This window comes from Pectobacterium odoriferum (assembly GCF_009931295.1).
In the GTDB taxonomy this organism is placed as follows: domain Bacteria; phylum Pseudomonadota; class Gammaproteobacteria; order Enterobacterales; family Enterobacteriaceae; genus Pectobacterium; species Pectobacterium odoriferum.
In genome coordinates, this window is record NZ_CP034938.1 from 55,606 (window position 1) to 80,567 (window position 24,962).

The 24,962-nt window shown below is 53.2% G+C and carries 14 protein-coding genes and 4 pseudogenes; 4 read left to right on the forward strand and 14 right to left on the reverse strand.

What is annotated here, in order from left to right; translation table 11 throughout:
- Position 1: 1 nt before the first annotated feature.
- Positions 2-652 (reverse strand): annotated as a pseudogene (locus tag EO763_RS00250) (RHS repeat-associated core domain-containing protein); the annotation flags it as partial.
- A gap of 177 nt (positions 653-829) precedes the next feature.
- On the opposite strand from EO763_RS00250, the gene EO763_RS00255 reads away from it, so the two are divergent.
- Positions 830-919 carry a SymE family type I addiction module toxin gene (locus tag EO763_RS00255; protein ID WP_244322104.1) on the forward strand — a complete coding sequence of 30 codons (90 nt, stop codon included), beginning with the start codon at positions 830-832 and terminating at the stop codon, positions 917-919.
- 73 nt (positions 920-992) lie between these two features.
- On the opposite strand, the gene EO763_RS00260 is transcribed toward EO763_RS00255, so the two are convergent.
- The 10 genes and pseudogenes from EO763_RS00260 to EO763_RS00305 all read right to left on the reverse strand — a co-directional run bounded on the left by EO763_RS00260 (position 993) and on the right by EO763_RS00305 (position 14,077).
- The gene (locus EO763_RS00260; RefSeq protein WP_103183549.1) at positions 993-1,424 is read right to left on the reverse strand and encodes a hypothetical protein; all 432 of its coding nucleotides are present in this window, start codon (positions 1,422-1,424) and stop codon (positions 993-995) included.
- 388 nt (positions 1,425-1,812) lie between these two features.
- Positions 1,813-2,068 (reverse strand): annotated as a pseudogene (locus EO763_RS23835) (RHS repeat-associated core domain-containing protein); the annotation flags it as partial.
- A 303-nt stretch (positions 2,069-2,371) separates the two neighbouring features.
- On the reverse strand, positions 2,372-2,701 hold the full coding sequence (locus EO763_RS00270) for a hypothetical protein (RefSeq protein WP_161527730.1): 330 nt from the start codon (positions 2,699-2,701) through the stop codon (positions 2,372-2,374).
- Positions 2,688-4,463: pseudogene (locus EO763_RS00275) on the reverse strand (RHS repeat domain-containing protein); the annotation flags it as partial. The gene EO763_RS00270 and the pseudogene EO763_RS00275, both read right to left, overlap by 14 nt.
- A gap of 90 nt (positions 4,464-4,553) precedes the next feature.
- Positions 4,554-4,997, reverse strand: coding sequence for a DUF6386 family protein (locus tag EO763_RS00280; RefSeq protein ID WP_103165142.1), 444 nt, complete (start codon positions 4,995-4,997; stop codon positions 4,554-4,556).
- 8 nt (positions 4,998-5,005) lie between these two features.
- Positions 5,006-9,385, reverse strand: coding sequence for an RHS repeat-associated core domain-containing protein (locus tag EO763_RS00285; RefSeq protein ID WP_244322037.1), 4,380 nt, complete (start codon positions 9,383-9,385; stop codon positions 5,006-5,008).
- Positions 9,386-9,396: 11 nt separating this feature from the next.
- Positions 9,397-9,804, reverse strand: a complete 408-nt coding sequence (locus tag EO763_RS00290; protein ID WP_161527731.1) for a DUF1795 domain-containing protein — start codon at positions 9,802-9,804, stop codon at positions 9,397-9,399.
- Positions 9,805-9,812: 8 nt separating this feature from the next.
- A pseudogene (locus tag EO763_RS00295) lies at positions 9,813-11,665 on the reverse strand (type VI secretion system Vgr family protein).
- A gap of 120 nt (positions 11,666-11,785) precedes the next feature.
- The gene (locus tag EO763_RS00300; protein ID WP_039276651.1) at positions 11,786-12,304 is read right to left on the reverse strand and encodes an Hcp family type VI secretion system effector; all 519 of its coding nucleotides are present in this window, start codon (positions 12,302-12,304) and stop codon (positions 11,786-11,788) included.
- A 522-nt stretch (positions 12,305-12,826) separates the two neighbouring features.
- Positions 12,827-14,077: a valine--pyruvate transaminase gene (locus tag EO763_RS00305; RefSeq protein WP_161527732.1), complete on the reverse strand. Its 1,251-nt coding sequence runs from the start codon at positions 14,075-14,077 to the stop codon at positions 12,827-12,829.
- 392 nt (positions 14,078-14,469) lie between these two features.
- Here EO763_RS00305 and EO763_RS00310 point away from each other — a divergent pair, with 392 nt between their 5' ends.
- From EO763_RS00310 to ggt, 3 genes are all read left to right on the forward strand, one after another.
- Positions 14,470-15,678 carry an aldose 1-epimerase family protein gene (locus EO763_RS00310; RefSeq protein WP_103157831.1) on the forward strand — a complete coding sequence of 403 codons (1,209 nt, stop codon included), beginning with the start codon at positions 14,470-14,472 and terminating at the stop codon, positions 15,676-15,678.
- A 162-nt stretch (positions 15,679-15,840) separates the two neighbouring features.
- Positions 15,841-16,752, forward strand: a complete 912-nt coding sequence (locus EO763_RS00315; RefSeq protein ID WP_044204087.1) for an EamA family transporter — start codon at positions 15,841-15,843, stop codon at positions 16,750-16,752.
- Positions 16,753-16,963: 211 nt separating this feature from the next.
- The gene (gene ggt / locus EO763_RS00320) at positions 16,964-18,757 is read left to right on the forward strand and encodes a gamma-glutamyltransferase (RefSeq protein WP_044204089.1); all 1,794 of its coding nucleotides are present in this window, start codon (positions 16,964-16,966) and stop codon (positions 18,755-18,757) included.
- Positions 18,758-19,057: 300 nt separating this feature from the next.
- Here the strand turns inward: ggt and EO763_RS00325 are convergent, their stop codons facing one another.
- The 3 genes from EO763_RS00325 to bcsZ form a co-directional block, all read right to left on the reverse strand.
- Positions 19,058-20,092, reverse strand: a complete 1,035-nt coding sequence (locus EO763_RS00325) for a hypothetical protein (protein WP_161527733.1) — start codon at positions 20,090-20,092, stop codon at positions 19,058-19,060.
- 289 nt (positions 20,093-20,381) lie between these two features.
- The gene (bcsC, locus tag EO763_RS00330; protein WP_161527734.1) at positions 20,382-23,861 is read right to left on the reverse strand and encodes a cellulose synthase complex outer membrane protein BcsC; all 3,480 of its coding nucleotides are present in this window, start codon (positions 23,859-23,861) and stop codon (positions 20,382-20,384) included.
- Positions 23,843-24,958: a cellulose synthase complex periplasmic endoglucanase BcsZ gene (gene bcsZ / locus EO763_RS00335; RefSeq protein WP_161527735.1), complete on the reverse strand. Its 1,116-nt coding sequence runs from the start codon at positions 24,956-24,958 to the stop codon at positions 23,843-23,845. Before bcsZ ends, bcsC begins: the two co-directional genes overlap by 19 nt.
- Positions 24,959-24,962: the final 4 nt, after the last annotated feature.

The window sequence follows — 24,962 nt, forward strand, 5'->3', positions numbered from 1 at the left end:
CGATTCGTCTCTCCTGTTGCTGACCGCTCATGTCACGGGTCAGCCTGCCCATCACGTCATATTCCCGCTGCTGTATGAACTCACCGCCTGAACGGTAGGCTTCGCGCCCGGCGGCATCATGAGCAAGGGTGAGCTCTGCGCCGTCTGGCAACTGTACCTGCCGCAGTTCACCCGCTGCGCTGTAGCTGAAGGTGCTGGTCAGCTCTTCATCGCGCTCATCTTCTCTGGCCAGCGTTCGCGTTACGGTGCGTGCGGTATCATCAAACTGTCGGGTGATAAGCGAGCCGTTCAGCCACTCCCGCACTACCCGGTCACGGAGGTCATACTCCAGTTGGAGATGACTGGTGGCGGAGGTGACTTCGATAAGCCTGCCAGCCGCGTCATAGCGGTAGTGCAGGGTATCGTCCGGTGCGGTTTCTTTGATGAGCAACCCGCGTCCGTCATACAGGAAGTGGCGGGTTTCGCCTTCGCCATTACGGATGGCGATGCAGTGGCCGTCGTCGTCATAGTCGTAGTGGGTGTCGGTGCCGGCCATATCCCGCTCGCGGATAACCCGCGCATCGGCATCCAGCCACCACTGCCAGCGGCTGCCGTCCGGGGCGATAACGGCGATCAGTTGCTGGCTCTCTTTGTCGTACTCGTAACGCCAGGTGTCATAGTAAATAAAACAACCAAAACAGCGCGTTACTACACGGTGGGATACGCCCGCACAAACCTGTTATAACAGGTTTGAACAGCTTGAGCTGGCCCGCAAGGGCGAGTCTCAGAATGAGACGAGTAAAACGGCAAGCCCAACCCGCCGTCAGCAATTAACCTTAAAGGTCGCTGGCTGGAGGAGTCAGGCTTTATGGCCGGGATGCCGATAACCGTGATGGTTGAGCGGGGAAGGATAGTGATTGAGGCGGAGATTAATCTCTGATATCGAATATCACGGAATAAATAACAGATAAAATAAAGCCGGAAGGATAGTTGGGATCGCTTCCGGTTTTTATTTATAAATTATTATCAATAGACATCACGTATTTTTTCGCTTTTACTGACAAAAGTAGATCATTTCCAATGAAAACATATCCTACTAACTCATTATTCTCATTAATCTCTTCATAGACACCAGGATGAAGTTCAGTGCCATTAAGATAATTAGATAAACCAGAGTTTTTGTCAGTGCAATAAAAGAAGTCGAAAATTTTAAAGTCAAAATTAGCTATTCTATACCCAGCATTATTATAAACTTCATCAGGCATGTTTGACTCGTCATATAACTCGTTGCATTTAAGGTAACTATTAATATCTTTTTCTCGGCTATCGATACCTAAAAAAACCAAAAAATGTACATTCAAATAGCTTCCTAAATAAGAAAAGGATGGTTCAGCTACACTTTCCATAATCCATGGGAATTCAATATTTTTTAGTGATAAATTCATTTAACCAACCTTATAACATCAAGAATAGTGTTGTTGTTTGGTCCTGGGGTAATAGGGATAGATGAGCCAGGCATAGAGAACACTTCACCTCGTTGCCTTAGAGGTATTTCCTTCAATCTATTAAGCAAAGTCTCTGTAACTGGAACTTCTTTTAATATTGTTGGCTTCATTCCCGCCGCAGATATTGCCGCGAGAGTCCTATTGCTCTCAGCTATTCTTTGGCCTGTTTGAGGATGAATAAAATAGCTAACAGGTAATTGGTCTGTATGCAAAACGCCACTTCTCAAATCACCAGCAACGTCATAGATACTTCGTCCTCGAATATAGTCAGGCGCATCAGAACCAACATTCCTAAACGTATTACTAATCCTTTTTTGACCGAATAGTAAATCACAACCAGCCAACCCAAACGGATCAACCCACGTATTCGGATTCGGTACATACCCATAGTTATTATCACCCCCCGCTATCCCTATCGGGTCCGGCGAGACATAACATCCACCGGCTGGGTCGTAGTACCGAAAACGGTTATAACATAGCCCGCTTTCGGTGTCACGGTACTGTCCTGCAAAGGCAAGGCCCGGGTCGGCAGGGTCTTCCGTGGAGCCTTGTCGCTGACCCCAAAGGGTGCTTTTGAGGATTTGCAAAGCGTGATAGTAGAATACGTACAGACTACCGCTGGCAAAAACATCATGCCTATGGGTATTCTATCATTAAAATATTCTTTTAAAATTAGCTTTTTATATTACTTGCTGATTTTAAAGCATGAAGTAAATGGGGAATGGCAGCGATTGAAAAGGAGATGGTTTCTCCATGTTTTTGAGAAGAAATAAATCGCCCACCACAATTAGCTAGAAGGTGCTGCACGCGCATAGCAGCAGACTCTCAACCATTAAACTTAAAGGCCGCAGGTTGAAGAGTCGGGCTGTCCATCACTATTAATAAAATTATTTCGAGGGGAATGGATGAATACACTCTCTAAATGCTTTACTTAATAGTTCCTCACTTAATTTATTAATTGATTTGTTTTTATATCTTTCCATTTTTTCTTTTAAGAAAACCTCATTATCTATATTTCTTTGACTATAAAATTCTTTCTCATATTTTCCAAGATAATCAGCCTCGATAATTTTATCGAATAATGAATTTATAGCAGAACTGCCAGCAAATTGAAGTGATTCGACATCACTGCAAGAGAATTTAGTATACATAATGAGCTTTTTTAATGCACTGATCTCATCCTGCGTAATGATTATTTTTTTCTCATTTTCTAACACCGCATTTACCTCGCATACCTATCTGATTGAGGGTTAGCTTATTCCTAGCCTCATAATTCATATTAGATGTTATTGAGTATGGATTGGTTCCAGAGTATAAAACATCGTTTAATTTTATCTTACCAGAATGAATGTATTCAAGCATGGAAGATTGCCTAATATTACTCATTTGGACTGAGTCTGCTTTAAAAATGATTGCATAGTCACCACGTCCTGCATGGAAGGGATCATTAATTAGAATATCTCTCATAACATCTTTAGGAGACATCAAAATATCTGTTACATATACTTTCCCTGCGGCGTTCGGCCTAAGAACTCCAGTTTTCAGTATACTTTCAAATCCAGCTTTATCTGTATAATGTATAAATACATTTTCGCCAGCCAACCCAAACGGATCAACCCACGTATTGGGATTCGGCACATACCCATAGTTACTCTCACCCCCCGCTATCCCTATCGGGTCCGGCGAGACATAACATCCACCTGCTGGGTCGTAGTACCGAAAACGGTTATAACATAGCCCGCTTTCGGTGTCACGGTACTGTCCGGCAAAGCCAAGGCCTGGGTCGATATTTTCCTCAAGATGGCTCTGCCACTGCCCCCAGGGGGTGCTTTTCGGTGCCCGCCAGCGCAGTTCGCCTTGTGGATTGAAGACGGCCTGCGGCTCACCGTTCTGGCTGCTGGTGACAAAATCGGTTTCCCAGCGTCCATCAGCATTCTGGCGCTGCTGGACCAACAACTCCCAGCCGTTGTGCACCCAGTGGCGGCGGGCAACGCGTTCACCGTTACGGTAATGGCGTACTTCGGCTATCTGGTCGCCGTCCCATAGGTAGCGGATATCGTCCTGTGTCTGCTCACAGCGTTTGCCGGTGCGCCGCCCGAACGGGTCATAACGATAGAACCAGCGTTCGCCCGTCGGGGTGTCAACGACTCTGAGCTGGTTACGGCTGTCCCAGCGGTAGTGCCAGACCTGAGGACGGTAGCCCGGCTGAACCACCTGCTTGCGTATCAGCCGTCCGGCTTTGTCGTACTGGTAATGGGTGTCGTCGTGCTGAGTCAGCCTGCCCGCCTGCCATTCGGTGAGTCGGGCGGTCTCCTGCGGCAGGCCGTTGCGGGTGTAGCGGTAAGCTTCGTCGGTTTCCACCGTGCGGCCTGCGCCACCGCTGAGGACGGACAGCACCCGTCCGGTCGCGTCCAGTTTGTAGCCTGCCGCCTCGCGGTTATGGCGGGCACCGGCCAGATTGCCCGCGCCGTCATACAGATATTCCCGCGTCTGTGAGGCGTGCAGACGCCCGTCCTGTTGCTGACCGCTCATGTCACGGGTCAGCCAGCCCATCACGTCATATTCGCGGTGCTGGACAAACGCCCCGCCTGAACGAGATGCTTCCCGCCCGGCGGCGTCATGGACAAGGGTGAGCTCTGCGCCGTCCGGTAGCTGCACCTGTTGCAGTTCACCTGCCGCGCTATAGCTGAACGTGCTGGTCAGTGCGCCATCGCGCTCATCTTCCCCGGCCAGGGTTCGTGTCACGGTGCGTGCGGTATCATCAAACTGCCGGGTGAGCAGGGTGCCGTTCAGCCACTCCCGTATCACCCGGTCACGGAGGTCATACTCCAGTTGGACGTGGCTGGTCGCGGAGGTGACTTCGATAAGCCTGCCTGCGGCGTCATAGCGGTAGTGCAGGGTATCGTCCGGCGCGGTTTCTTTGATGAGCAACCCGCGTCCGTCATACAGGAAGTGGCGGGTTTCGCCTTCGCCATTACGGGTGGTGTCCGCGGCGATAACGGCGTAATCAGACGAGCGGTTAAATAATAAAGCCGGAAGGATCGTGGGGATCGCTTCCGGCTTTTTATTTTATAACCTAATAGATGCTTCTATTTTGTTTCTCTTCTCTTTCGATGGCGAAAAGGATAAATATATTTCACTGTCCACTTTTTTGAATCTCACAGAATAACTACCCGGAAGAACATTTATAAAATCACCCGACACACTGTTTATGTCATCTGGTTCCAGATCACCACCAGTAGTATCCTCACCAGCGCCAATAAATATATTTCCCGAAGGTGCGTTTATATATGCAAAACCATTATAATCATTTAAAGATTCAACGATATTTATTGAATATTCGCCATCACTGCCTAAATTTAAAAAAACAGCATTCCCATTATTGATTTCATCTATTTCATCATCTTCGATACTCCACCAATCTGGCGTATCAGTAACTCTATGCTTAAGTGATTGCAAATCAAATACAACTACCGTAGCTGTATCAGTAAAAATTTTGAAATTAATATTCATCTCATGCCTCAATTAAATATTATAGCGCTTATTTTATCACCAGGTTGAAGCCCTGCTTTTCTTCCTGCATTTTTAAGAGCACTACCAACACTTTTATTAATGGTTTCATTCAGCATTTGTAAATTCTGTGTTGCAGAACCACCAACAATTAAATCAACTGGGTGATCGGCATTCAGTTTTGAGAGATCTGGTGATTTACCAAACATTCGTTCGTAACGTTCAGAAACAGCCTTCCTATATGAACTCTGTACCGACGATATTCTGACATCATGAGTACCAGGAGACCAAACTAATTCCCCCCTTTTAGCAGCTCTATTAAGTGCATTTTTCTTTTTCATAAACTGACGTTCTAAGTAATTTCTCTCGGTTGAAGATAAATTACTTTTACTTAAAATTTTAGGTTTACTAGGACGCAGTATGTTTTCACAACCAGCCAACCCAAACGGATCAACCCACGTATTCGGATTCGGCACATACCCATAGTTACTCTCACCCCCCGCTATCCCTATCGGGTCCGGCGAGACATAACATCCACCAGTCGGGTCGTAGTACCGAAAACGGTTATAACATAGCCCGCTTTCGGTGTCACGGTACTGTCCGGCAAAGGCAAGGCCTGGGTCGGCAGAGTCTTCCGTGGAGCCTTGTCGCTGGCCCCAGAGGGTGCTTTTGGGTGCCTGCCAGCGCAGGGTACCGTCGGGTCGGTACAGAGCCTGCGGTTCACCGTTCTGGCTGCTGGTGACAAAATCGGTTTCCCAACGTCCATCAGCATTCTGGCGCTGCTGAACCAGCAACTCCCAGCCGTTGTGTACCCAGTGGCGGCGGGCAACGCGTTCACCGCTGCGGTAATGGCGCACTTCGGCTATCTGGTCGCCGTCCCACAGGTAGAGGATATCGTCCTGCGTCTGCTCACAGCGTTTGCCGGTGCGTCGCCCGAACGGGTCGTAGCGGTAGAACCAGCGCTCGCCTGTCGGGGTGTCGACAACCCGGAGCTGGTTACGGCTGTCCCAGCGGTAGTGCCACACCTGAGGACGGTAGCCCGGCTGAACCACCTGTTTACGGATGAGCCGTCCGGCTTTGTCGTACTGGTAGTGGGTATCATCGTGCTGAGTCAGCCTGCCCGCCTGCCACTCGGTGAGTCGGGCGGTCTCCTGCGGCAGGCCGTTGCGGGTGTAGCGGTAAGCTTCGTCGGTTTCGACCGCACGCCCTGCGCCACCGCTGAGGACGGACAGCACCCGTCCGGTCGCGTCCAGTTTGTAACCTGCCGCCTCGCGGTTATGGCGGGCACCGGCCAGATTGCCAGCTCCGTCATACAGATATTCCCTAGTCTGTGAAGCGTGCAAACGACCATCCTGCTGCTGACCGCTCATTTCGCGCGTCAGCCAGCCCATCACGTCATATTCGCGGTGCTGGACAAACGCCCCGCCTGAACGGGAGGACTCCCGCCCGGCGGCATCATGAGCAAGGGTGAGCTCCGCGCCGTCCGGCAAATGTACCTGTTGCAGTTCACCCGCTGCGCTATAGCTGAACGTGCTGGTCAATGCGTCATCGCGCTCATCTTCTCTGGCTAGCGTCCGCGTTACGGTGCGTGCGGTATCGTCAAACTGCCGGGTGAGCAGGGCGCCGTTCAGCCACTCCCGTATCACCCGGTCACGGAGGTCATACTCCAGTTGGACGTGGCTGGTCGCGGAGGTGACTTCGATAAGCCTGCCTGCGGCGTCATAGCGATAATGCAGGGTATCGTCCGGCGCGGTTTCTTTGATAAGCAGCCCGCGTCCGTCATACATGAAGTGGCGGGTTTCGCCTTCGCCATTACGGATGGCGATGCAGTGGCCGTCTTCGTCGTAGCCGTAGTGGGTCTCCGTACCCGCCATGTCCCGTTCGCGGATAACCCGCGCATCCGCATCCAGCCACCACTGCCAGCGGTTGCCATCAGGGGCAATCACGCAGACAAGCTGCTGGCTTTCTTTGTCATACTCGTACTGCCAGGTACGGCCTGCTGCGTCAGTACGTGACGTCAGCAAATCAAACGCGCCGTAGGTTTGTGCCCATACCGCGCCGTTGCCGTCGGTATAGTTCAGCAGGTTGTTATGCTTGTCGTATTGGCGTTGTTCTTGTTTGTCGTATTGGCGTTGTTCTTGTTTGTCGTCGGGGCGTATCAGCTGCTCCGGCAGCTTCCAGCTTGCACGGCGGTATCCCAGACGGAATTGTGCTCCGTCTGGCCGCTGCCACTGCACGACTCTGTCCTGCTGGTCATAGCGTAGCTGCTGGGTACGCCCGAGCGCATCGCTGGCACTCAACAGTCGCTGGCGATGATCGTAACGCAGCCGTGCCTGAACCTCGCCCGCCTGATCGCTCACCTGCGTCAGCAGGCCGTGGCGGTTCCAGGTAAATCGTACTTCGCGAGTATCCGGCTCCGTGAGCTTCTCTGGGTTGCCCACCTCATCGAACGCCCATTGCCAGATGCGCCCCAGTGGGTCGGTGATACCGCATAACCGCTGAGCGTCGTCGTAGTCATAGGCCCAGGCATGACCGCTGCCGTCGGTGAATGTGCTCACCAGACCGCTATCGTCCAGATAGGTGAATTCAACCACCCGGCCCGCCGGGGAAATCTCACGCAGCAGGTTGCCGTGGTTGTCGTAGTCGTAGCGGGTGACGTGCCCTAACGGGGATTTTTCCCAGCTCATCAGGTGCAGGTGATTGAAGCCAAATTCGCTGCGCTGACCTAATCCGTCGGTCATGACTACGCGATCGTCGAGATACTCAAAATGCGCCGTCAGATAGCCGTCGGCACAGGTGGTGTAAACGCAGCGACCCTGATAGTCATACTCGTAACGCGCCCAGGTCTGGTCGTTGTCATGCCAGCGCGTGAGTCGGTTTTCGTTGTCATAGTCGTAGAACAGGTGATAGGCATGGGTGGCATCGGCCTCAATCAGTCGCCCCTGTTCATCCTGCCGATATTCGGCCAGTACGGTTTTTTGTCCGGCATCAATGCGCTGTATCTGGTGTAGGTAATCTCCCCGCCATACCAGCAGCAGCTCGATACCATCACTGTGTTGCACCTTGCGCAGATAGCCTTTTGGATCGCGGATCAGGGTAATGCGGTTGTCGTGCGGGTCGCGCACGGACGACAGAAGCAGCCGATCGCCCTGAGGCACATCGAACTCACGCCAGGTGAGGCTGTCACGATCCCACAGGCTGAATCCCTCTGCCCGCCGATGCAGAGTAAAGGCCGGATAGAGCGGACAAAATACCGCCTGCACATCCTGATGGAAGGTGAAATCAATGTCGTATCCCTGTGCCAGCGTGATAACGACGTGGGTATTCAGGCCGTCGTGGCTGACGTATGCGGTTTCGCTCCAGGTGTCATACCAGCCGCGTCCTAGCAGGCCGGTATGGGTGGCGGCAGAGCGGTAAGTGCGCTCAAAAAGCAGAGGAAGTGTTTGCCCCAGTTCGAGATCCAGACGCATCTCGATCACATCCCCGCTGGGAATATAGACCGGATCTTTTAGAAAGCCCCGAGTGGCTTCCTTAATACGTGCCAACCCTTTGCTATTTTTAAACCCTTTGCTGGCACACCGAGCCGCTCTCCGTAGCCCCACCGCCGTTCTTAACGCACCCATGCGAATGCCTTTGAGCACCGCGGTTGGCCCACGTGTAAATAGCTTCCCTAGCCCTTTGAACATGCCCCGGCTGGGTGGTACCAGAAATTCCACGGCTATCAGCAGCGCTTTTTCCCACCAGCTGAATTCGTCACTAATATCCAGACAGGTTTGCTGACCGGAGCCAAAAAAGACGGTGGATGCCCCTTCTTTGATGGTGGCACCACAGACGGTTTTATCGTCGATACGTGCTGCTGGCGAGCCATTGACGTAGACGGTTTCACTGCCTTGCGCAATCAACTGGGGCGAGTTGTGTTTGGTGCAGGCTACCGTATCAACCTCAGCACGGGAAATGGGCTTTTTCTCCGCAAACACGGTGTCTGAGCCAGAATCGACGGGCCCAAACGGCGGGGCGCCGCTGTCTACCATGGCAGAAACTTTGCTGGAGACGCTGCTAATCAGTCCCCCTAGCAGGCTGACTGCACCAAACCCCACCGCAAGTTTGACGGCACCCACCACCAGCGCCGCCCCCATGCCGCCCGTCCCGACAACAGCGACGGCAATGGCACCTGCCACGGCAGCCGCTGCGGCAAAGGCTACGGCTGCTACAACCGCCCCTGCGATAGCCCCAGCCAGCGCACCGAGAAAACTTTTGTGCTTGATGGTTTTGCCCGGTGATGTCGGTGCTTTTCCTTGGCCCGGTTGAGGACGACCGGCCGGCGGTGTCGGGCCTTTGCCTGCATGCATGGCCCCCACGCGGGCAACACGGTTCAGAATATCACTCAGCATGATGACTCCTTTCAGGCAGTGGCTTTAAAGGTCTCGACCACCGCCAGCATCGCCGTTTTCTGCTCCGCACTGAGCTCGCCCGCCACGGTTACGGTAAACGTCAGCAATAACTCACCGCGTACCTGCATCACGACAACCTGATGCATCGGCCCTTCTGGTGACCGCCAGGTATATTCCAGTCCGTGTGCGGGTTGCCCATCCAGCGTCAATGCCCAAACGTTGCGCTCTTCATACCCTTTTAGGTGTGCCGCAAACTGGTCCAACGTCTGCTGATAAACCGTCTCTGCTGTCAGGCCGAAGTCAATCGGAGTCCGGTTGACAACCAGGTTGATGGCATCGCCCGGCAGAACAAAAACATGGAGTGATTCATCGCGCCAATCGGCGGGGATAGCCAGCGTCCCTTCATTCATCTGATACATAGTCATCCTTAATTCAAATCGATACGGGTGCCGTTCAGCGTTAGGTTATTCCCGACGATCTCAATATCTCCGCTGTGCTTGATTGAGATATAGCCAGCACCCGTACCAATCTGAATGCTGCCGTCTTCGGCATGGATAAAGATATCGTTCGTCACCCTCAGTGTTTCGTTGTCTTCCACGACAGTGCTCCGGTTTTTTTTCACCACAACCGTTTGCTCCCCCTGGATCTCGGTAATCTGATCGGCAATGACGGAGACCGTCTGATTTTGCTGTACGACAACCGTTTGATCGCGGCCAATGTTTTCGTTGTGATCCACATTCACCGAGGTACTGCGGTTATTGAGCACCACGGTATTCATGTCTTTCTGGGCATGAATAAACACTTCTTCCTGCCCAGCCTGATCTTCAAAGCGCAGTTCGTTGAACCCCGCGCCTTTGTGGGTTGATGTGCGGATTGAGGTGCGCGTCTTGTTGGCGGGCAGCGGATACGGTGCCGGGTTGGTGGCATGAAAGGTTCTGCCGGTCACAATCGGCTGGTCGGGGTCACCTTCAAGGAAGCTAACAATCACCTCATGGCCGATGCGCGGGATGGCAATCAGGCCGTACTGACCACCGGCCCAGCCCTGGCTGACGCGCACCCAGCAGGAACTCTGGTCGTTGCTCGCGCCGTAGCGGTCCCACGGAAATTGCAGTTTGATGCGCCCGTATTGGTCGCAGTAAATTTCTTCACCTGCCGGGCCGACCACGGTGGCGATTTGCGGGCCGTCCACCATCGGTTTGTAGGGCAGGTCAGCACGCCAGGTGCTTTTGGCACTGATGACCTCAAAGCTGTTGCTGTAGGTGGTCGGTTCGCCGCCGCTTTCTTCTTCCAGCGCCTGCGGCTGCTGCCCGCTGTGGGTAATGGCCACCAGTTGCCAGCCGGTATTGAGTGCCGGGTTGGGGTGTTCGGTTAAAGCAAAACTGCTGCCGGGCATCAGTTCAGCGGCATTGGATTCACCGGAACCGGTCATGGCACCCGCCCGCAGTGCGTCCAGCCGGTAGCCGGTAAAGGCCTTGCCGCTCGGGTCTTGTTTAAAGCGCCCTGGGTAGTCGAAGTGCTGATAGCTTTCGCGCTGGTGCGTCAGCTCGCCACTCATCTTGCTGTGCAGCAGACCATAGGCGGGGTTTTGAAGCTGTAATCCTTGAGGGCGACTTCTGCGGTACTGACGGCTTCGGCATAGCGGAAGCGGTTTACGTACGGCCCTTCGCTGAGACCCTGTGTGGCAAGGTTGAAAAACAGTTCAGAGCCTTTGCTGAGCGCCCCGGCATCATCCGCAAAGACGACGCGGTGTTTGCCTTCCTCAAATTCATGGAAGAAGTACATCCCCTCTTCAGCGGCCAGACGGGTGATAAAGGCTAAATCGCTTTCCCGATACTGCACGCAGTATTCGCGTGGCGCGTGCTCATGGCGCAGCGCAAAGGCGTAGTCGGTAATCCCAGACTCTTCCAGCAACGTACCGATAATGACTTCCGGCTTTTGCGCCTGAAAGATGCGGGCGTTGGTACGCAGCCCCAGCCGCCACAACGCCGGACGGACTTCCGCCTGATAGCGCGTGCGGCGAAAGCCGGTGTCGCCCTGTGCAAAGGCGCTGACAATGCCACTCACTCGCCGTTGGAGTATGCCTTCATACCACACCATCAACTCACACGGCTGGTCAAGCACCGTACCAAAATCCATATCCGGCAAGGCACTCGCCAGATTCAGCGACAGGGCAAACGGCTGGTTAAGCGCTTCGCTGAGCTGAAAATCCACCACGGCAAACGTCGGGGCAGGCAATGCGCCGACCTTTACCGTGAACTGTAATCCTGTACTGTTTGCCACGTTTATTCCCTCGCGTCCCGTGATGAAAACCGTGTTGTCTGCACTCAGGTCTGGGAGAATCAGACCTCAGGGCAGTGCACGCAAAAAACCCGGGACAAGCCCGGGTTGAATACAACAAAATTACGCTTCGACCGGTGCACGCCAGTCATCAGAGCCGGAAGTCCCGGCAACGGTGTGCTCCCAGTCAATTTTGCGGTAGGCCAGCGACACTTCAATCAGCTGGGTGTAGTCCAGTTTTGACGGGTCCTGACAGTGTGGCATTTTGCAGTCGATATCCACGATGGTGGCATCGGTCAGGATGGTAGAGAAGAAGTGCTCCTGCTTGCCTTCCACCGAGGTGCGATACCACTTCAGGGTGGTGGTGGGCAGCATTTCACCGGTAGACAACGCGTTGTACAGCAGTGGAACCGCTTTGTTCAGTGCCACGGTGAATTTGAACGGTTTGTGCACACGCTGACCAGATGGCTGACCGGACTGCGGGTCGGTCGGTACGGTGACGATGTGTTTGAATTCCTGCACCAGCATTTCATCTTCGTGGCCTTCCACATAGATGTTGCCGACAGAGTCAGAGGTGAAAGCACCCGCGGTGATGTTGCCCTGAGTTTTCCCTTCGATGCTGATATAGCATGGAGTTGGCATAGTCTTGCTCCTTGTTGTTGAACGAGTTGAATAACTTCACGCTCTGTATAGCAATTCACATGCCAAGTTTTATCTTGTTGTTTTTAATAGAAAATAATTTAACTCAAATTTTACTTAAGCAAAATTTGAGCAAAAAGTTGCGCAGACCTCGTGAAAAAACGGCATCCATTGCGCAAAAAGTGATTTCAACCAGAAAGTGAGCAAGAAGTTGCGCAGAATGCGCAATTATTCTGAAAATTTTGATTAGATATGTGAGATTGGCGTCTTTTTTGAAGGGGTTAACTATTGATTGGGGGTAAATAAATGTTATTACCGATTAAAAATGCAAAACATAATTCAACTGGCTAATCGTTAGTCGACTAATGTGGTGGACGGTAAGAACGGGATGGCAAAAACTGGGAGAGTGAATAAAAAGAGGGAAATGCCTGGCCTTAGCATGCTGCAAGTGCGCAGTAAAAAATAGTGGGGCGGTGCTTTGCCCCACCGTATTTCGTTTAATGACGAGTCTATTTTTGTGGCGAATTAGCCTTCTTGCATCGCCTTTTCTACTTCTTCCGCCAGAATCGCAATACCGCGCTCGATTTTTTCCGGCTCCGGCACATAATTCATGCGCATGCACTGGTGAGCGTGCGGCCAGTCCTGATCTAAGCCGGGGAAGAAGTAGTGGCCCGGCACCATGAGAACGCCGCGTTTTTTCAGGCGCTGGTACAGAATTTCTGTCGTGATAGGCAGATCCTTAAACCACAGCCACAGGAAGATCGCACCTTCCGGCTTATGAATCAGGCACTGCTCGGGCGATAGATAGCGGCGAATGATTGCGATGGTTTCTGTTACACGCTGCTGGTAGAACGGGCGGACGACGTCGTTAGATAAGCGCAGCAGATCGCCACGCTGAATCATCTCATGCGCCAGTGCCGGTCCGATTGCACCCGGAGACAGGCTAATGATGCCGTTCATGTTGCCGATGGCGGAAATCACCTTTTCATCCGCAATGACGATACCGCAGCGTGAGCCGGGCAGACCCAGCTTGGACAGGCTCATGCACAGGATGATGTTCGGGTTCCACAGCGGCGTGGCATCGCTGAAGATGATGCCGGGGAAAGGCACGCCGTAGGCGTTATCAATCAGCAGGGGAATCTTGTGCTGCTGCGCCAGAATATCCAGACGCATCAGCTCGTCGTCGGTCAGCACGTTACCAGTTGGATTGGTCGGGCGGGATACGCAGACCAGCCCGATATCATCGGTAATCGACAAGTTATCGAAATCGACGTGATATTTAAATTGCCCCTCGGGCAACAGCTCGATCTGAGGACGAACGGAGACGAACATGTTGTCGTCCAGCCCGGAATCCGAATAGCCGATATATTCTGGTGCCAGCGGGAACAGCACCTTTTTCAGGCTGCCATCGCTGTGGCGACCAGCATACAGGTTAAATAAGTAGAAAAACGCACTCTGGCTGCCATTTGTTAGCGCAATGTTCTGTGGTCCAATCTGCCAGCCTAATTCATTACTCAGCAGCTCGGCCAGCGCCTTAAGCAGCGTATCCTTACCTTGCGGGCCGTCGTAGTTGCATAGCGCTTCCGTTAATTTCCCTTGTTCCAGCATATCCTGACACAGCTGTTTGAAGTAGCTATCCATCTCCGGAATATGCGCCGGATTGCCACCGCCCAGCATGATGGCGCCTGGCGTACGCAGCCCTTCGTTCAGATCGTCCATTAATTGGGTGATGCCAGCGTGACGTGTGAATTTCTTACCGAAAAGAGAAAAGTTCATAGTTTAGTTATCAGTGGTCGTACACAGGTTAGCGGCAACCATAGCGCTTGCGCCAATAGGGTGCAATGTGGTCAAAAAATAGCCCGGTAATTTTTTATCCCGCATAGCGTTTAATATTCAGAATAATTTGCTGAGGTGAGCATGGGCGTGGAAATGATTTCAGACGGTCGGCTTTATTTTGCTGAAACGATGTCAGCTTTTACCGATCGATGTCTCAATAATTCTGCAATTATAGATGCCATTCATAGTGAATTAGTGATGCTAATTGGATAAATAACGCGACAATGCCGAATTTTTCCATCTGGTGATAGCTATCACATTCTGACCATCTGCTGATTTGTAGTCTTTAGCTCGCATTAGCTAAAACAATTCAGCAGAGAGGGATGGTTAACATGAAAAAATTACTGGCTATAGGCATTACACTGGCGCTGACATCATGGCAACTATCGGCACAGACGTTTGTGCTGACAGATGCTGAAGGCAGTGTGGAAAAGGGAAACTGGCAAATTGGCAGTGATGCCCTGAAGATACAAAATCAGCATTTCAGCATTGAGCAAAAAGTCCTGCACGGCGGACGTCAGGAAGGCAGTAAAGTGATCACAATTACCAGCCAGGACGGCCTGAAAATTGCTCTCAGCCCGACGCGAGGGATGAACTTGCTGCATGTAACAGGCAAAAACATCCGTTTAGGGTGGGATTCGCCGGTTGATGAGGTCGTCAACCCGAATACCATCAATTTGGAAAGCCGAAATGGATTGGGCTGGCTGGAAGGTTTCAATGAGATGATGGTGCGCTGCGGCTTCGAATGGACGGGGCACCCGGTTGTCAGCGAGGGCATGATCTATACCCTGCATGGCCGTGCGGGCAACACGCCAGCGTCAAAAGTGGTGGTGGAAGTCAGTGATAAAGCGCCGCATACCATTACGGTGCGCGGTCTGCTGAAGGAAAACAGCTTTAAGAAGTCGAATCTGGAAACCTGGACCGAGCTGCGTTACGTCCCCGGCAGCGAGTCGTTTACCGTGCACGATGTGCTGACCAACAAAGCCGACTACCCGCGTGACTATCAGATTATCTACCACAGCAATTTCGGCACGCCGATTTTGGAAGAAGGTGCGCGTTTCATCGCACCGGTAAAAGACATTTCTCCGTTTAATGACCATGCCAAAGCGGGTCTGGCAACCTGGCAAACCTACAAAGGGCCGACAAAAGACTTTGATGAAATGGTGTTTAACATCACGCCGTATACGGATGCACAGGGTAAAACGCTGGCGGCGCTGGTGAACAAGGCGGGAGATAAGGGCGTGTCGATTGCCTTTGACACCCATCAACTGCCGCTGCTGACGCTGTGGAAAAACACGGACACGGAAAAACAGGGCTATGTCACGGGGATCGAGCCCGGTACTAACTACGCCTATCCAGTCACGATTGAACGCGAACAAGGGCGGGTCAAAAAGTTACAGCCCGGCCAGAGCACGACGTTTGAGTTGACGTACAGCCTGTTGAGTAGCGCAGATGCGGTACAGAAAACGGAGCAGAAAGTGAAAGCCATTCAGGGTGACAATAAAACCACGCTGACGGAAAAACCGATCGCCATCGAATAAACGCTATCTTGCCGACCACGAATTCGGGTGGTCGGCTATCCCACATCATGGTTACGTTTAGTCATTGTCACGTAACGTCATAATTATCTTTTCTTATCCGTATTTTCATTTTACGCGTACCTTGAAGACGGTATTTGTTACGTATTTGATCAGGGGATGAGAATGTCGTTGAAAGATGCGCTGCTCGCGCTGTGTGTTGTCGTGCTATGGGGCGTGAACTTCGTGGTGATCAAGGTTGGGCTGAACGACATGCCGCCTTTCTTACTGGCAGGGCTACGTTTTTCGCTGGTGGCGCTCCCGGCTATTTTCTTTGTTCCTTTCCCACGTATTCCCCTGAAATGGCTGCTCGCCTATGGCATGACGATCAGCTTTGGTCAGTTTGGCTTTTTGTTCCTCGCCATCAAGCTGGGCATGCCTGCTGGGATTGCCTCGCTGGTACTACAGGCTCAGGCTTTTTTTACGCTGCTGGTTGGCGCGGTCTTACTATCCGAAAAGCTGCGCTGGAATCACGTTGTCGGCATTCTGGTGGCGGCGCTAGGGATGGTCGTGCTGGCAGAAGGGCGCACAACGCTGCAAATGTCATCTGGAATGACCACCACCACGCTGCTACTGACGCTGGCGGCGGCACTGTCATGGGCGGTGGGCAACATTATCAATAAAGTGATCATGAGTAAAAACAGCGATGTGCGCATCATGTCGCTGGTGGTGTGGGGAGCGCTGGTGCCTGTCGCACCGTTTTTCATCAGTTCCTGGCTGTTTGAAGGTAGGGATGCGATTGTCCATAGTTTAACGGCCATCCAACTGCCGACGATATTATCTCTGGTTTATCTGGCGTTTGCGGCAACCATTATTGGTTATGGGATTTGGGGAAGCCTGCTGGCGCGCTATGAAACCTGGCGTGTGGCCCCTCTGTCGCTGCTGGTGCCGGTGGTTGGACTGGTCAGCGCCGCCGTTTTTCTGGGTGAATCTCTCTCGTTACTACAGATCGTGGGCGCGGTGCTGATTATGGTCGGCCTGTTGGTGAATGTGTTTGGTGCGCGGCTGCGTTTATGGCGGTCCGTGCGACAGCTATGAGCCTGATGTCCCACAATGGGGCGTATTTATCGTGCAGCGTCGCAAAGATAAGCGGTTATTTTCGCAATTTCTCATGCCTTTCCTACGCTTCTTACTGCTGCTGGTGAATGTGTTAAGCCGCTGCCGTTTGTTGGCGCGGACTTTGCAAATTGGCTTCGCAAGAGCGCAGAGATAACGCAATCAGTAAAATCAATGGGATAAAGAGGTCTTCATGAGAATAAAAAACACAACCTTGGGAAGGATAGCATCGGGAAAATGGCGGTTGTCACTGAGTATGGCGGCACTGCTGGTAAGTGGAACCGTGCAGGCGGCATCGGCCCCTGCGGTGGAAGCGAAAAACGGCATGGTGGTCAGCTCGCAGTATCTGGCTTCACAGATTGGCGTCGATATTATGAAGATGGGCGGGAATGCGATTGATGCTGCCGTCGCTGTGGGCTATGCGCAGGCGGTGGTGAACCCCTGCTGTGGCAATATCGGCGGCGGCGGGTTTATGACGCTCCATCTGGCCGATGGAAAAGACACCTTTATCAATTTCCGTGAAACCGCACCAGCGGCGGCCAGCGCCAACATGTACCTGAATGCTGATGGGAGCGTGAAAAAGGATGCGAGCCTGTACGGTTATCTGGCCGCTGGCGTACCGGGAACGGTGCTGGGGCTGGATACCGCGCTGCAAAAATACGGCAAATTGACGCGCGAACAGGTGATGGCACCCGCGATTAAACTGGCGCGTGAAGGTTTTGAACTGACGCGAGCAGACACCGATATTCTGGACACCACGGTAAAGCGCTTCAAAGCCGATCCTGAAGCGGCGCGCATTTTCCTGCGTCCTGACGGTAGTGCGTTGCAGCCCGGCGATAAGCTAGTTCAAACCGATCTGGCGAATACGCTGGCGGCGATCGCCGCTAAAGGGCCGGATGCTTTCTACAAGGGCACAATCCCGCAGACGGTGGAGAAAGCGGCAAAGCAGGGCGGCGGAATGCTGACCGCGGCTGATTTTGCCAATTATCGCATTACCGAAACGGCACCGATAACCTGTAACTATCGCGGTTATCAATTTGTCTCTTCGCCACCGCCCAGCTCCGGTGGTGTCACGATGTGTGAAATTCTCAATATTGTCGAAGGTTACGACATTAAATCGACGGGCTTTAACTCGGCAGCCACCGTGCATGTGCTGACGGAAGCGATGCGCCACGCGTACATGGACCGCAACACCTACCTCGGCGATCCGGCGTTTGTGAGTAATCCCGTCGAGCGCTTGTTGAGTAAGGATTACGCTGCTGAAATTCGCAAAAAAATCGAACCGGAGAACGCGACGCCGTCCGAAAACGTGCAGCCGGGGATTGGCCCGCACGAACGACCGGAAACGACGCACTACTCCATCGTGGATAATCAGGGCAATGCGGTGTCCACGACCTATACTGTTAACGGGCGTTTTGGTTCGGTGGTGATTGCGCCGGGTACGGGCTTCTTCCTCAATAACGAAATGGATGACTTTACCGTGAAAGTTGGCGAGAAAAACCTGTACGGATTGGTGCAAGGGGAACGTAATTCGATCGCCCCCGGTAAGCGCCCACTTTCGTCCATGAGCCCGTCGCTGGTGACGAAAGACGGAAAAGTCTTCATGGTGCTCGGTTCGCCCGGCGGTTCGCGCATTATCACCATCACGCTGCAAACGGCGTTGAATATCATCGATCACGGCATGGCACCGCAGGAAGCGGTGGACGCACCACGTATCCATCATCAGTGGCTACCGGACGAGGTGTATTACGAACAGCGTGGGCTGTCTGCGGATACGCTGAACCTGCTGAAGCAGCGCGGCTACAAGATGGTGGAACAGACGCCTTGGGGCGCAGCAGAGCTGATTTTGGTTGGCTTACCGGGTGCGGCGGGCGTGACGCCTGCGGATTCAGGCAATGACTCGGCGGTATCCGGGAAAGTGCGTGAAGGTTACCTGTACGGCGCAAATGATATCCGCCGCCCAGCCGGGGCAGCGATAGGGTATTGATTTAAATGAATATCAGGGTAAGTGATTTGCTTGCCCTGACGTTCAGAGCTTTCGTCTTTGCGAATGATTAAGATATACCCGTCATACTTCAAGCTGCTTGTGCATTGGCAATACTCGGCTCATCTCTGAGCCTCGCCCTGAAGGGCCGCCGTAAACGGCGTTCAAATTGGCTTAGCCAATTTGTCCTTACTCACCCCAGTCACTTACCTGAGTAAGCTCCTGGGGATTCGCTCGGTTGCCGCCTTCACGCAACTCGAATTATTTAGGGTATAGTAGAAAAAGGCTCTACGATGATGTCGCTTAGTTCTGCAATTCGTAGACTTTGAACGTATTCCAAATATCAAGGCTGATCAGTTTATTTTCCCCCGCACGACGGAAAAGGAAATCACTTCTGCGGTCGATAGCTTCTTCTTGCAGATCGCGAGGGATACGAATCAGGCCATTATCGATATGCGCCTTAACCGATGGGCTTCCTTTTATTATTACCGTGCCATTTTTGGTGATAATAAAATCAACGTCACCACCGCGTGTTGCATAATGCCCTACTGGTAAACCAGATACCGATGAGGAAATATCATTTTCTGTGAGTGAACGTAAATCATCTGCTTGTTGGCACACAGAGTTGTCCCACATACGCGTATTGCAAGCCAGTTGTAATGCGTCTCGCGCAGCAAGATATTGTCCACTATTCCACAATGATCTAGCCGCCTCATTACACATCTTTTCTGACAGCCCAGACCTGCATGACTCCGTAAGGGTTTCAATCCATTCTGGTTCTGATGGTTGTGGTATATCTATGTTTATATCTTCTATTGACACTGGACGTTTTTTTATTCTTTCCTCGAAAAAAACACGATTATCCCAATGCTGGCAGGCTACGTAAAAGTTGTCTCGGCATAATTGCTTAAGTGTTTTTACATCACTTTCCACTAATGACCAAGAACATGCGTTCATATCACTCCAACATTTTTTTCCAATTTCGCTTTTCGGTATCCCAATTTCCTCTTCGCAATTTTTATTTTCTGTTAATACATATTCTTCATTAAAATTTTTAACTTCCTTTTCTTCAATTAATTCATTTATTTCTGGTGGATTCAAGCTGTCGGTTGATATTATATTAACCTTGCCATTTTCCAAAGTATAACGTGACGTAATGTATTCGTTTTTATATTTTTTCTGTAGTACCTGTGAGTTTATTACATAAGCTTTAACACCACTGTCATTTGTATAAATCCCGCATGTTAGCCCAGAGGATGAAGGTTGCGCGAGGGCAGGAAGTGTGCAGAGGGTTATGATGAAAAGGAAAAGCGTACGTAACTGCATGAAAAAAGACATCGTGTTTCACTCCATTGATGTGTGTATTTATTGCCGAGAGCGCTTGGCAAGGGCACAAATCATACTCGTGTTATTTTTCAATGGCGAGTCTATTTTTATATTCAATCCCAAGGCTTATGGGTTTTTATATTTCCAATGTTAGTTTATTTTTAATTCCTGATTACGATAATAATATAAAACAGCCTAGAGAATTTTATATTCAGTAAAACTAATAAGACTGTATTTTGACATGCTGTTCATTCTTAATCATTGGGTTTCCGCTGTTCTGGAAACCCAATCAGGGGGAAGGTTACTTAAAGTCCGCGTAAGGCGTTAGCGGCTGCGGTGGGCTGTCGAGATCGCCTTGCCAGCCGGAGGCGGAGTAGCGTAGGTAGATGAGGCCGTGGCTTGGGGTGTAATCCTTCGCTTGCTGAATGTCGATACCGACACCCAGCGTCCAGTGTGAGCTGAGGCGGCGTTCGACGATGGCGCGCGCCGTATAGCCGAAGCCGGAACTGTTGCTGCCCTGTTCGCCATCGTCTCTGTCGGTCAGCGTTACGTTGCCAAGCAGGCCGGTAAGCGGGTAGCGATGCTGGTATTTGGTTGAAGACCGAGACCACGATAGCGATCCGCCGAGTTCCCACGACCAGTTTTCCGTCCGCTGCCGATAGTTCACCGGCACGCCCAGCGAGAAGTATTGCTGCGGGCTGTAGTAGCCGCCCTGACCGAGCGAGTAACCGCTTAAATCCTTCTGGTAACGCCACCACATGCTGTTCAGGCCGACCGTGACGCGTCGGTTATCCTCGTTAATCAGCTTGTAGTAATAACCTGCCATCGCGCGGGCGCGGTCATTATCGGCCACGTTTTTACCCGTAATCTGGTGGACGCTGAAATCACTCCAGATGCCGTGCGCTTCGCCCCGATCGTAGCTCAGCCCGAGGCTGACGCCCGTTGCACGCACGCCGCCCCAGGTAATGCCAGTGCCTGGGTCTTTGGTGCCGCCGAAGGCGAGTAGTGAACTGGAGATCGGGCGGCGCGATGCCGTCGCCGTCCAGCCGATTTGCCGCCAGTCACCGCTGTAGCTTGCGCCGCCGACAACGTCGACGACATCAAAGCCGAGCGGCGTGGTGCCGATATCCGCTGACCAGCGATCGTTCTTCCAACCTGCGGCGACGCTGGTTCCGGTGGCTTTCTGCGATTTGCCGTCGAAGCAGTCCTGCGTGGCGCAGGTGCCGAAGGTTTCCCTATAGGCACCGTTGCTGTCCGCTGAGAAGGAGCCAGCGTCCATCTGTACGGTATCGGTGCGGAAGAAGGCGCGACCGTCGTACAGGGGCATATCCACTTGCAGCATGGTGTTGTGGGCGCTCAGGTCGGAAACGCCGCCGGTACCGCTCGAACTCGAGTAATCGTGGTCAAGGGTGACGGTAATATCCTGCTTGCGGTACAGGTCTGCGGCATCGGCACGGATGCTGCGTTGCAGCCAGTCGTCCCCTGCCTGATTGCGCGTCAGCCGGGTGTAGTCATCGTCGCTTTGCGGCAGAGCGCGCGTGATGCCGCTAGCAACCATCGCCTGTTTATAGTCCTGCTGTGCCTGTTCAGGTTGAGATTGCTGTTGTTCAACGCGTGCCGCATCGCGATAGACCAGAGCCTTGGTCTGACCGACAGGCTCTTTCTGCGCGTCGATTTTTAGCTGGCGGAAAAGGGCTGTCGATTTTTGCGGATCCCCGACCGCTTGCCAGGCGTTGGCGACGCGCCGCTGCGCATTGAGCGTATCAGCCGCCTGCATTGGAAGCTGGTTCAGGCGCTGGCGTGCGTCATCTTGCTGGCCCTGCGCGATAAACGCATCGATTTCACCCAGTTGCGCATCGGGGTTCTGCGGCTCTCGCGTGCGGATGCGCTGATAATCTGCCAGCGCCGTAGCGTATTCACCCCGAGCCAGCGCCCAGTCTGCTAGTAGGAGATCGATGCGGGTGTCAGCCGGTTGCTGGCGGAGGAAAGCGATAGCGGCGGATTCATCACCCGCGTCGCGCATGGCTTCCGCTTTTGCCAGCGTGGTCTGCATCGTCAGGCGCTGAGATAAGTCGCGCATATCGTCGCTCCACTGCGCTGCGGGAAGCGTGTTCAGGTGAGCGAGTGCTTGCTCATCGCGATTGGTCGATGACAGGTAAAGTGAGTAAACGTAATTTTTTTCCGCGCTGGTCGGGGGTATGGACGTCGCACGCTGTACCACGCTGTCCGCCTGCTGCGTTTTTCCCAGTTGGCGTAGCGTCTGTGCATAGCGATAGGCCAGCCACACATCGTTCGGATCCTGCTGGTTCGCCTGACGATACTTCTCCTCCGCCTGCGCCCACTGCTGCTGTTCTAAAAGCCGATCCGCCTGCTGTTTCAGGATATCGAGCCGCAGTGCGGCAAGCGGTTCCCGCATCGCATTCTGCTGGCTGGGTGACAGGCCGTTGAGGTAAGCGAGTGCTTTTTCCGGCGACTGCCGCTGATAAATCCCGACCAGGCCGCGCAAGGCGTTGTCGTTGCCGGGTTCAAGGTGCAAGGCCTGCTGATAGAGCGGCTGTGCGGCGGCATCATTCTTACTGGCAACGGCGACATCACCCAGACCAATTAGCGCATAGGCGTTGGTGTTATCCATCTGGCGTGCCTGCTGATATTTCTGCCGCGCCAGCGGGAGGTTGTTGGCTTTTAGCGCGTTGTCGCCTTCCGCAATCGTGGTCCAATATTGCGTGCTTTGGATGAGCCCTTCCCATTTACCGCTGTTGAGGCGATCAGTATCCGCCTGCAATGCTTTCTGGAACTGTACCAGTGCTTTTGCCCGATCGCCTGCGCGCAGGTAAACCAGACCCACAGCGCCGATCAGCTCAGGGTCGTTGGGTGTGGCGGCCAGCGCTTGATTGAGCTCACCGAGCGTGGCGCGGTTGCCCCCGCCGCTTTCCACCACCGCCAGACTGCGGAGACGGGCCTGATACGTAGGGTCGGCCAACATTCCCTGCTGACGGTTGAGCGCTTTGCGCGCGGTTTCTGCCTGTTCACCGTCATCAAATACCGTCAGGAAGCGGTTGAGTTCCGCCACGCTCTGCGGCGTGACCGGCATCCGGCCAATAATTTCCAGCCATAGCGACGCCGCCTGACTACGTCCTACGGGATCGTTAGACAGCTGTTTCAGTAAAGGGTAGGCCTGCTCGTTGCGATCCTGGCTGAAGAGCAGGCGTGACAGCGCCATGCGCAGCGGAACGTTGTCAGGATAAACCTGATCCAGCGCTTCCAGTTGCTTAATCGCGACGGGTTCCTGATTCGGCAAACGAGAAACCAGACGCCAATACTCCACGGCGAGATCGAGCGTGGGCGGCTCGCCGTGAAAGAGCGCGTCGTACTGCGCTTTGGCTTCTGGGTAACGCCCGGCGGTAGACAGTAAACGCGCCTGTTGTAACTGTTGACGCGCAGTTTCCTGCGTCAGCGCCAGCGTTATTTCTGCCTGACGATAGAGCGCGGAGTTGGGCGCCACAGTCTTCAGCCTTTCCAACTGCTGGCGTGCCTGCGCCTGATCGCCCTGACGCAGCACCAGCCGTAATTTTGCAGCGATAACCTCGGGATTATCCGGGTTGATCAGTTCCAGTCGATAGAGCGACTGGCGGACGAGATCGTCTTTATTACTGGCTTCTCCCAGACGCACCTGTTCCATCAGAAATTGCTCTGGCGATGCGGTTTCCGCGCTGTATGCCTGCGGCGCAGTAACCAGCAATAACGGGAGGAGGTGCAGCCAGTTTACGGTGTTGTTGTGCATTGGCTGCCCCGAGACGGTAAGAGTTGGCCTTGTGAAGTGAAGCGATAGCGCTTCTGATCCCATCCCTGACCAAAGAGTGTCAGAGAGGCGGAGAAATACGCATCGTCCCCCGGTGGATTGTCGCTGAGTCGCTGGCGCTGGACGGCCAGCGCATCCGGTTGACGGGATAGCATCGGCAGCAGTGAGGCGGAAAAGCCTACCGATCCCTGTCCGGTGACGGCACCTGTCGCGGTGTCCGCTTTTTCGGGCGGTAGCCCTTGCTGGATCGTTTGTTGAATCATCGGTTGAAACTGTTTGATCAAGTCGGCTTTTCCTCTGCTGCTGTCGGCCATCATCCCCGCCCACAGATAGACGCGAATGGCGTCATAGCTGCCAATATTGGGTTTGGTGGTATCGGGCTGCCAGCCTTTGTCTTTTTGCCAGATGACCCAATCAGGCGAGAACCCTTTCGGCGCGGTTTCCAACAGCAGGCGCTGCGTGGTGCGCTGCATGGCTTTCCACGTCTCGTCCAGCGGCGCAAATCGTGCCAGCAACTGCGGCGGCAGGTAGCTGGGGTTCAAGCGCCAGCTCTCTTTCTCTGCGAAGCCCACTTTGCCGGGCAATAGCATCACGCCCAGTCCCGGAATCGTCACTACCTCTTCTTTGGCGATGCGCGCGAGCAGCGTGGTGCCCAGCGTCTGATAGCGTGCTTCTTTCCACAGTCGGCCAGCTTCAAGCAGGTTATAGGCAATCCACAGGTCAGCATCGGAAGCCGAGTTCGGATCCAGCACCGTCCACTGCTTATCCGTGTTCTCTCCCCACAGCCAGGCGGGCAGATTCGCGCGCAAATCGCCTGCGGACAGGTTGTCCTCCGTCCATTTCAGCAGCCGATCAAACATCACGCGATCGTTGGCGACCAGCGCAAAGAACATGGCATAGCTTTGCCCTTCGGACGTGGTGATTTTATTGGGCGTTGAGGTATCAATCACCCGTCCTTCCTCGCTGATGTAATGCTGTTTGTACTGCTCCCAAGCTGGCCAGTCGCAGACAGCGGCAGTGGCCAGGGAAGCCCATAGCCACAGCAGCGTGGGGATCAGGTAGCGCAGTGCGCGCGGCATGGTG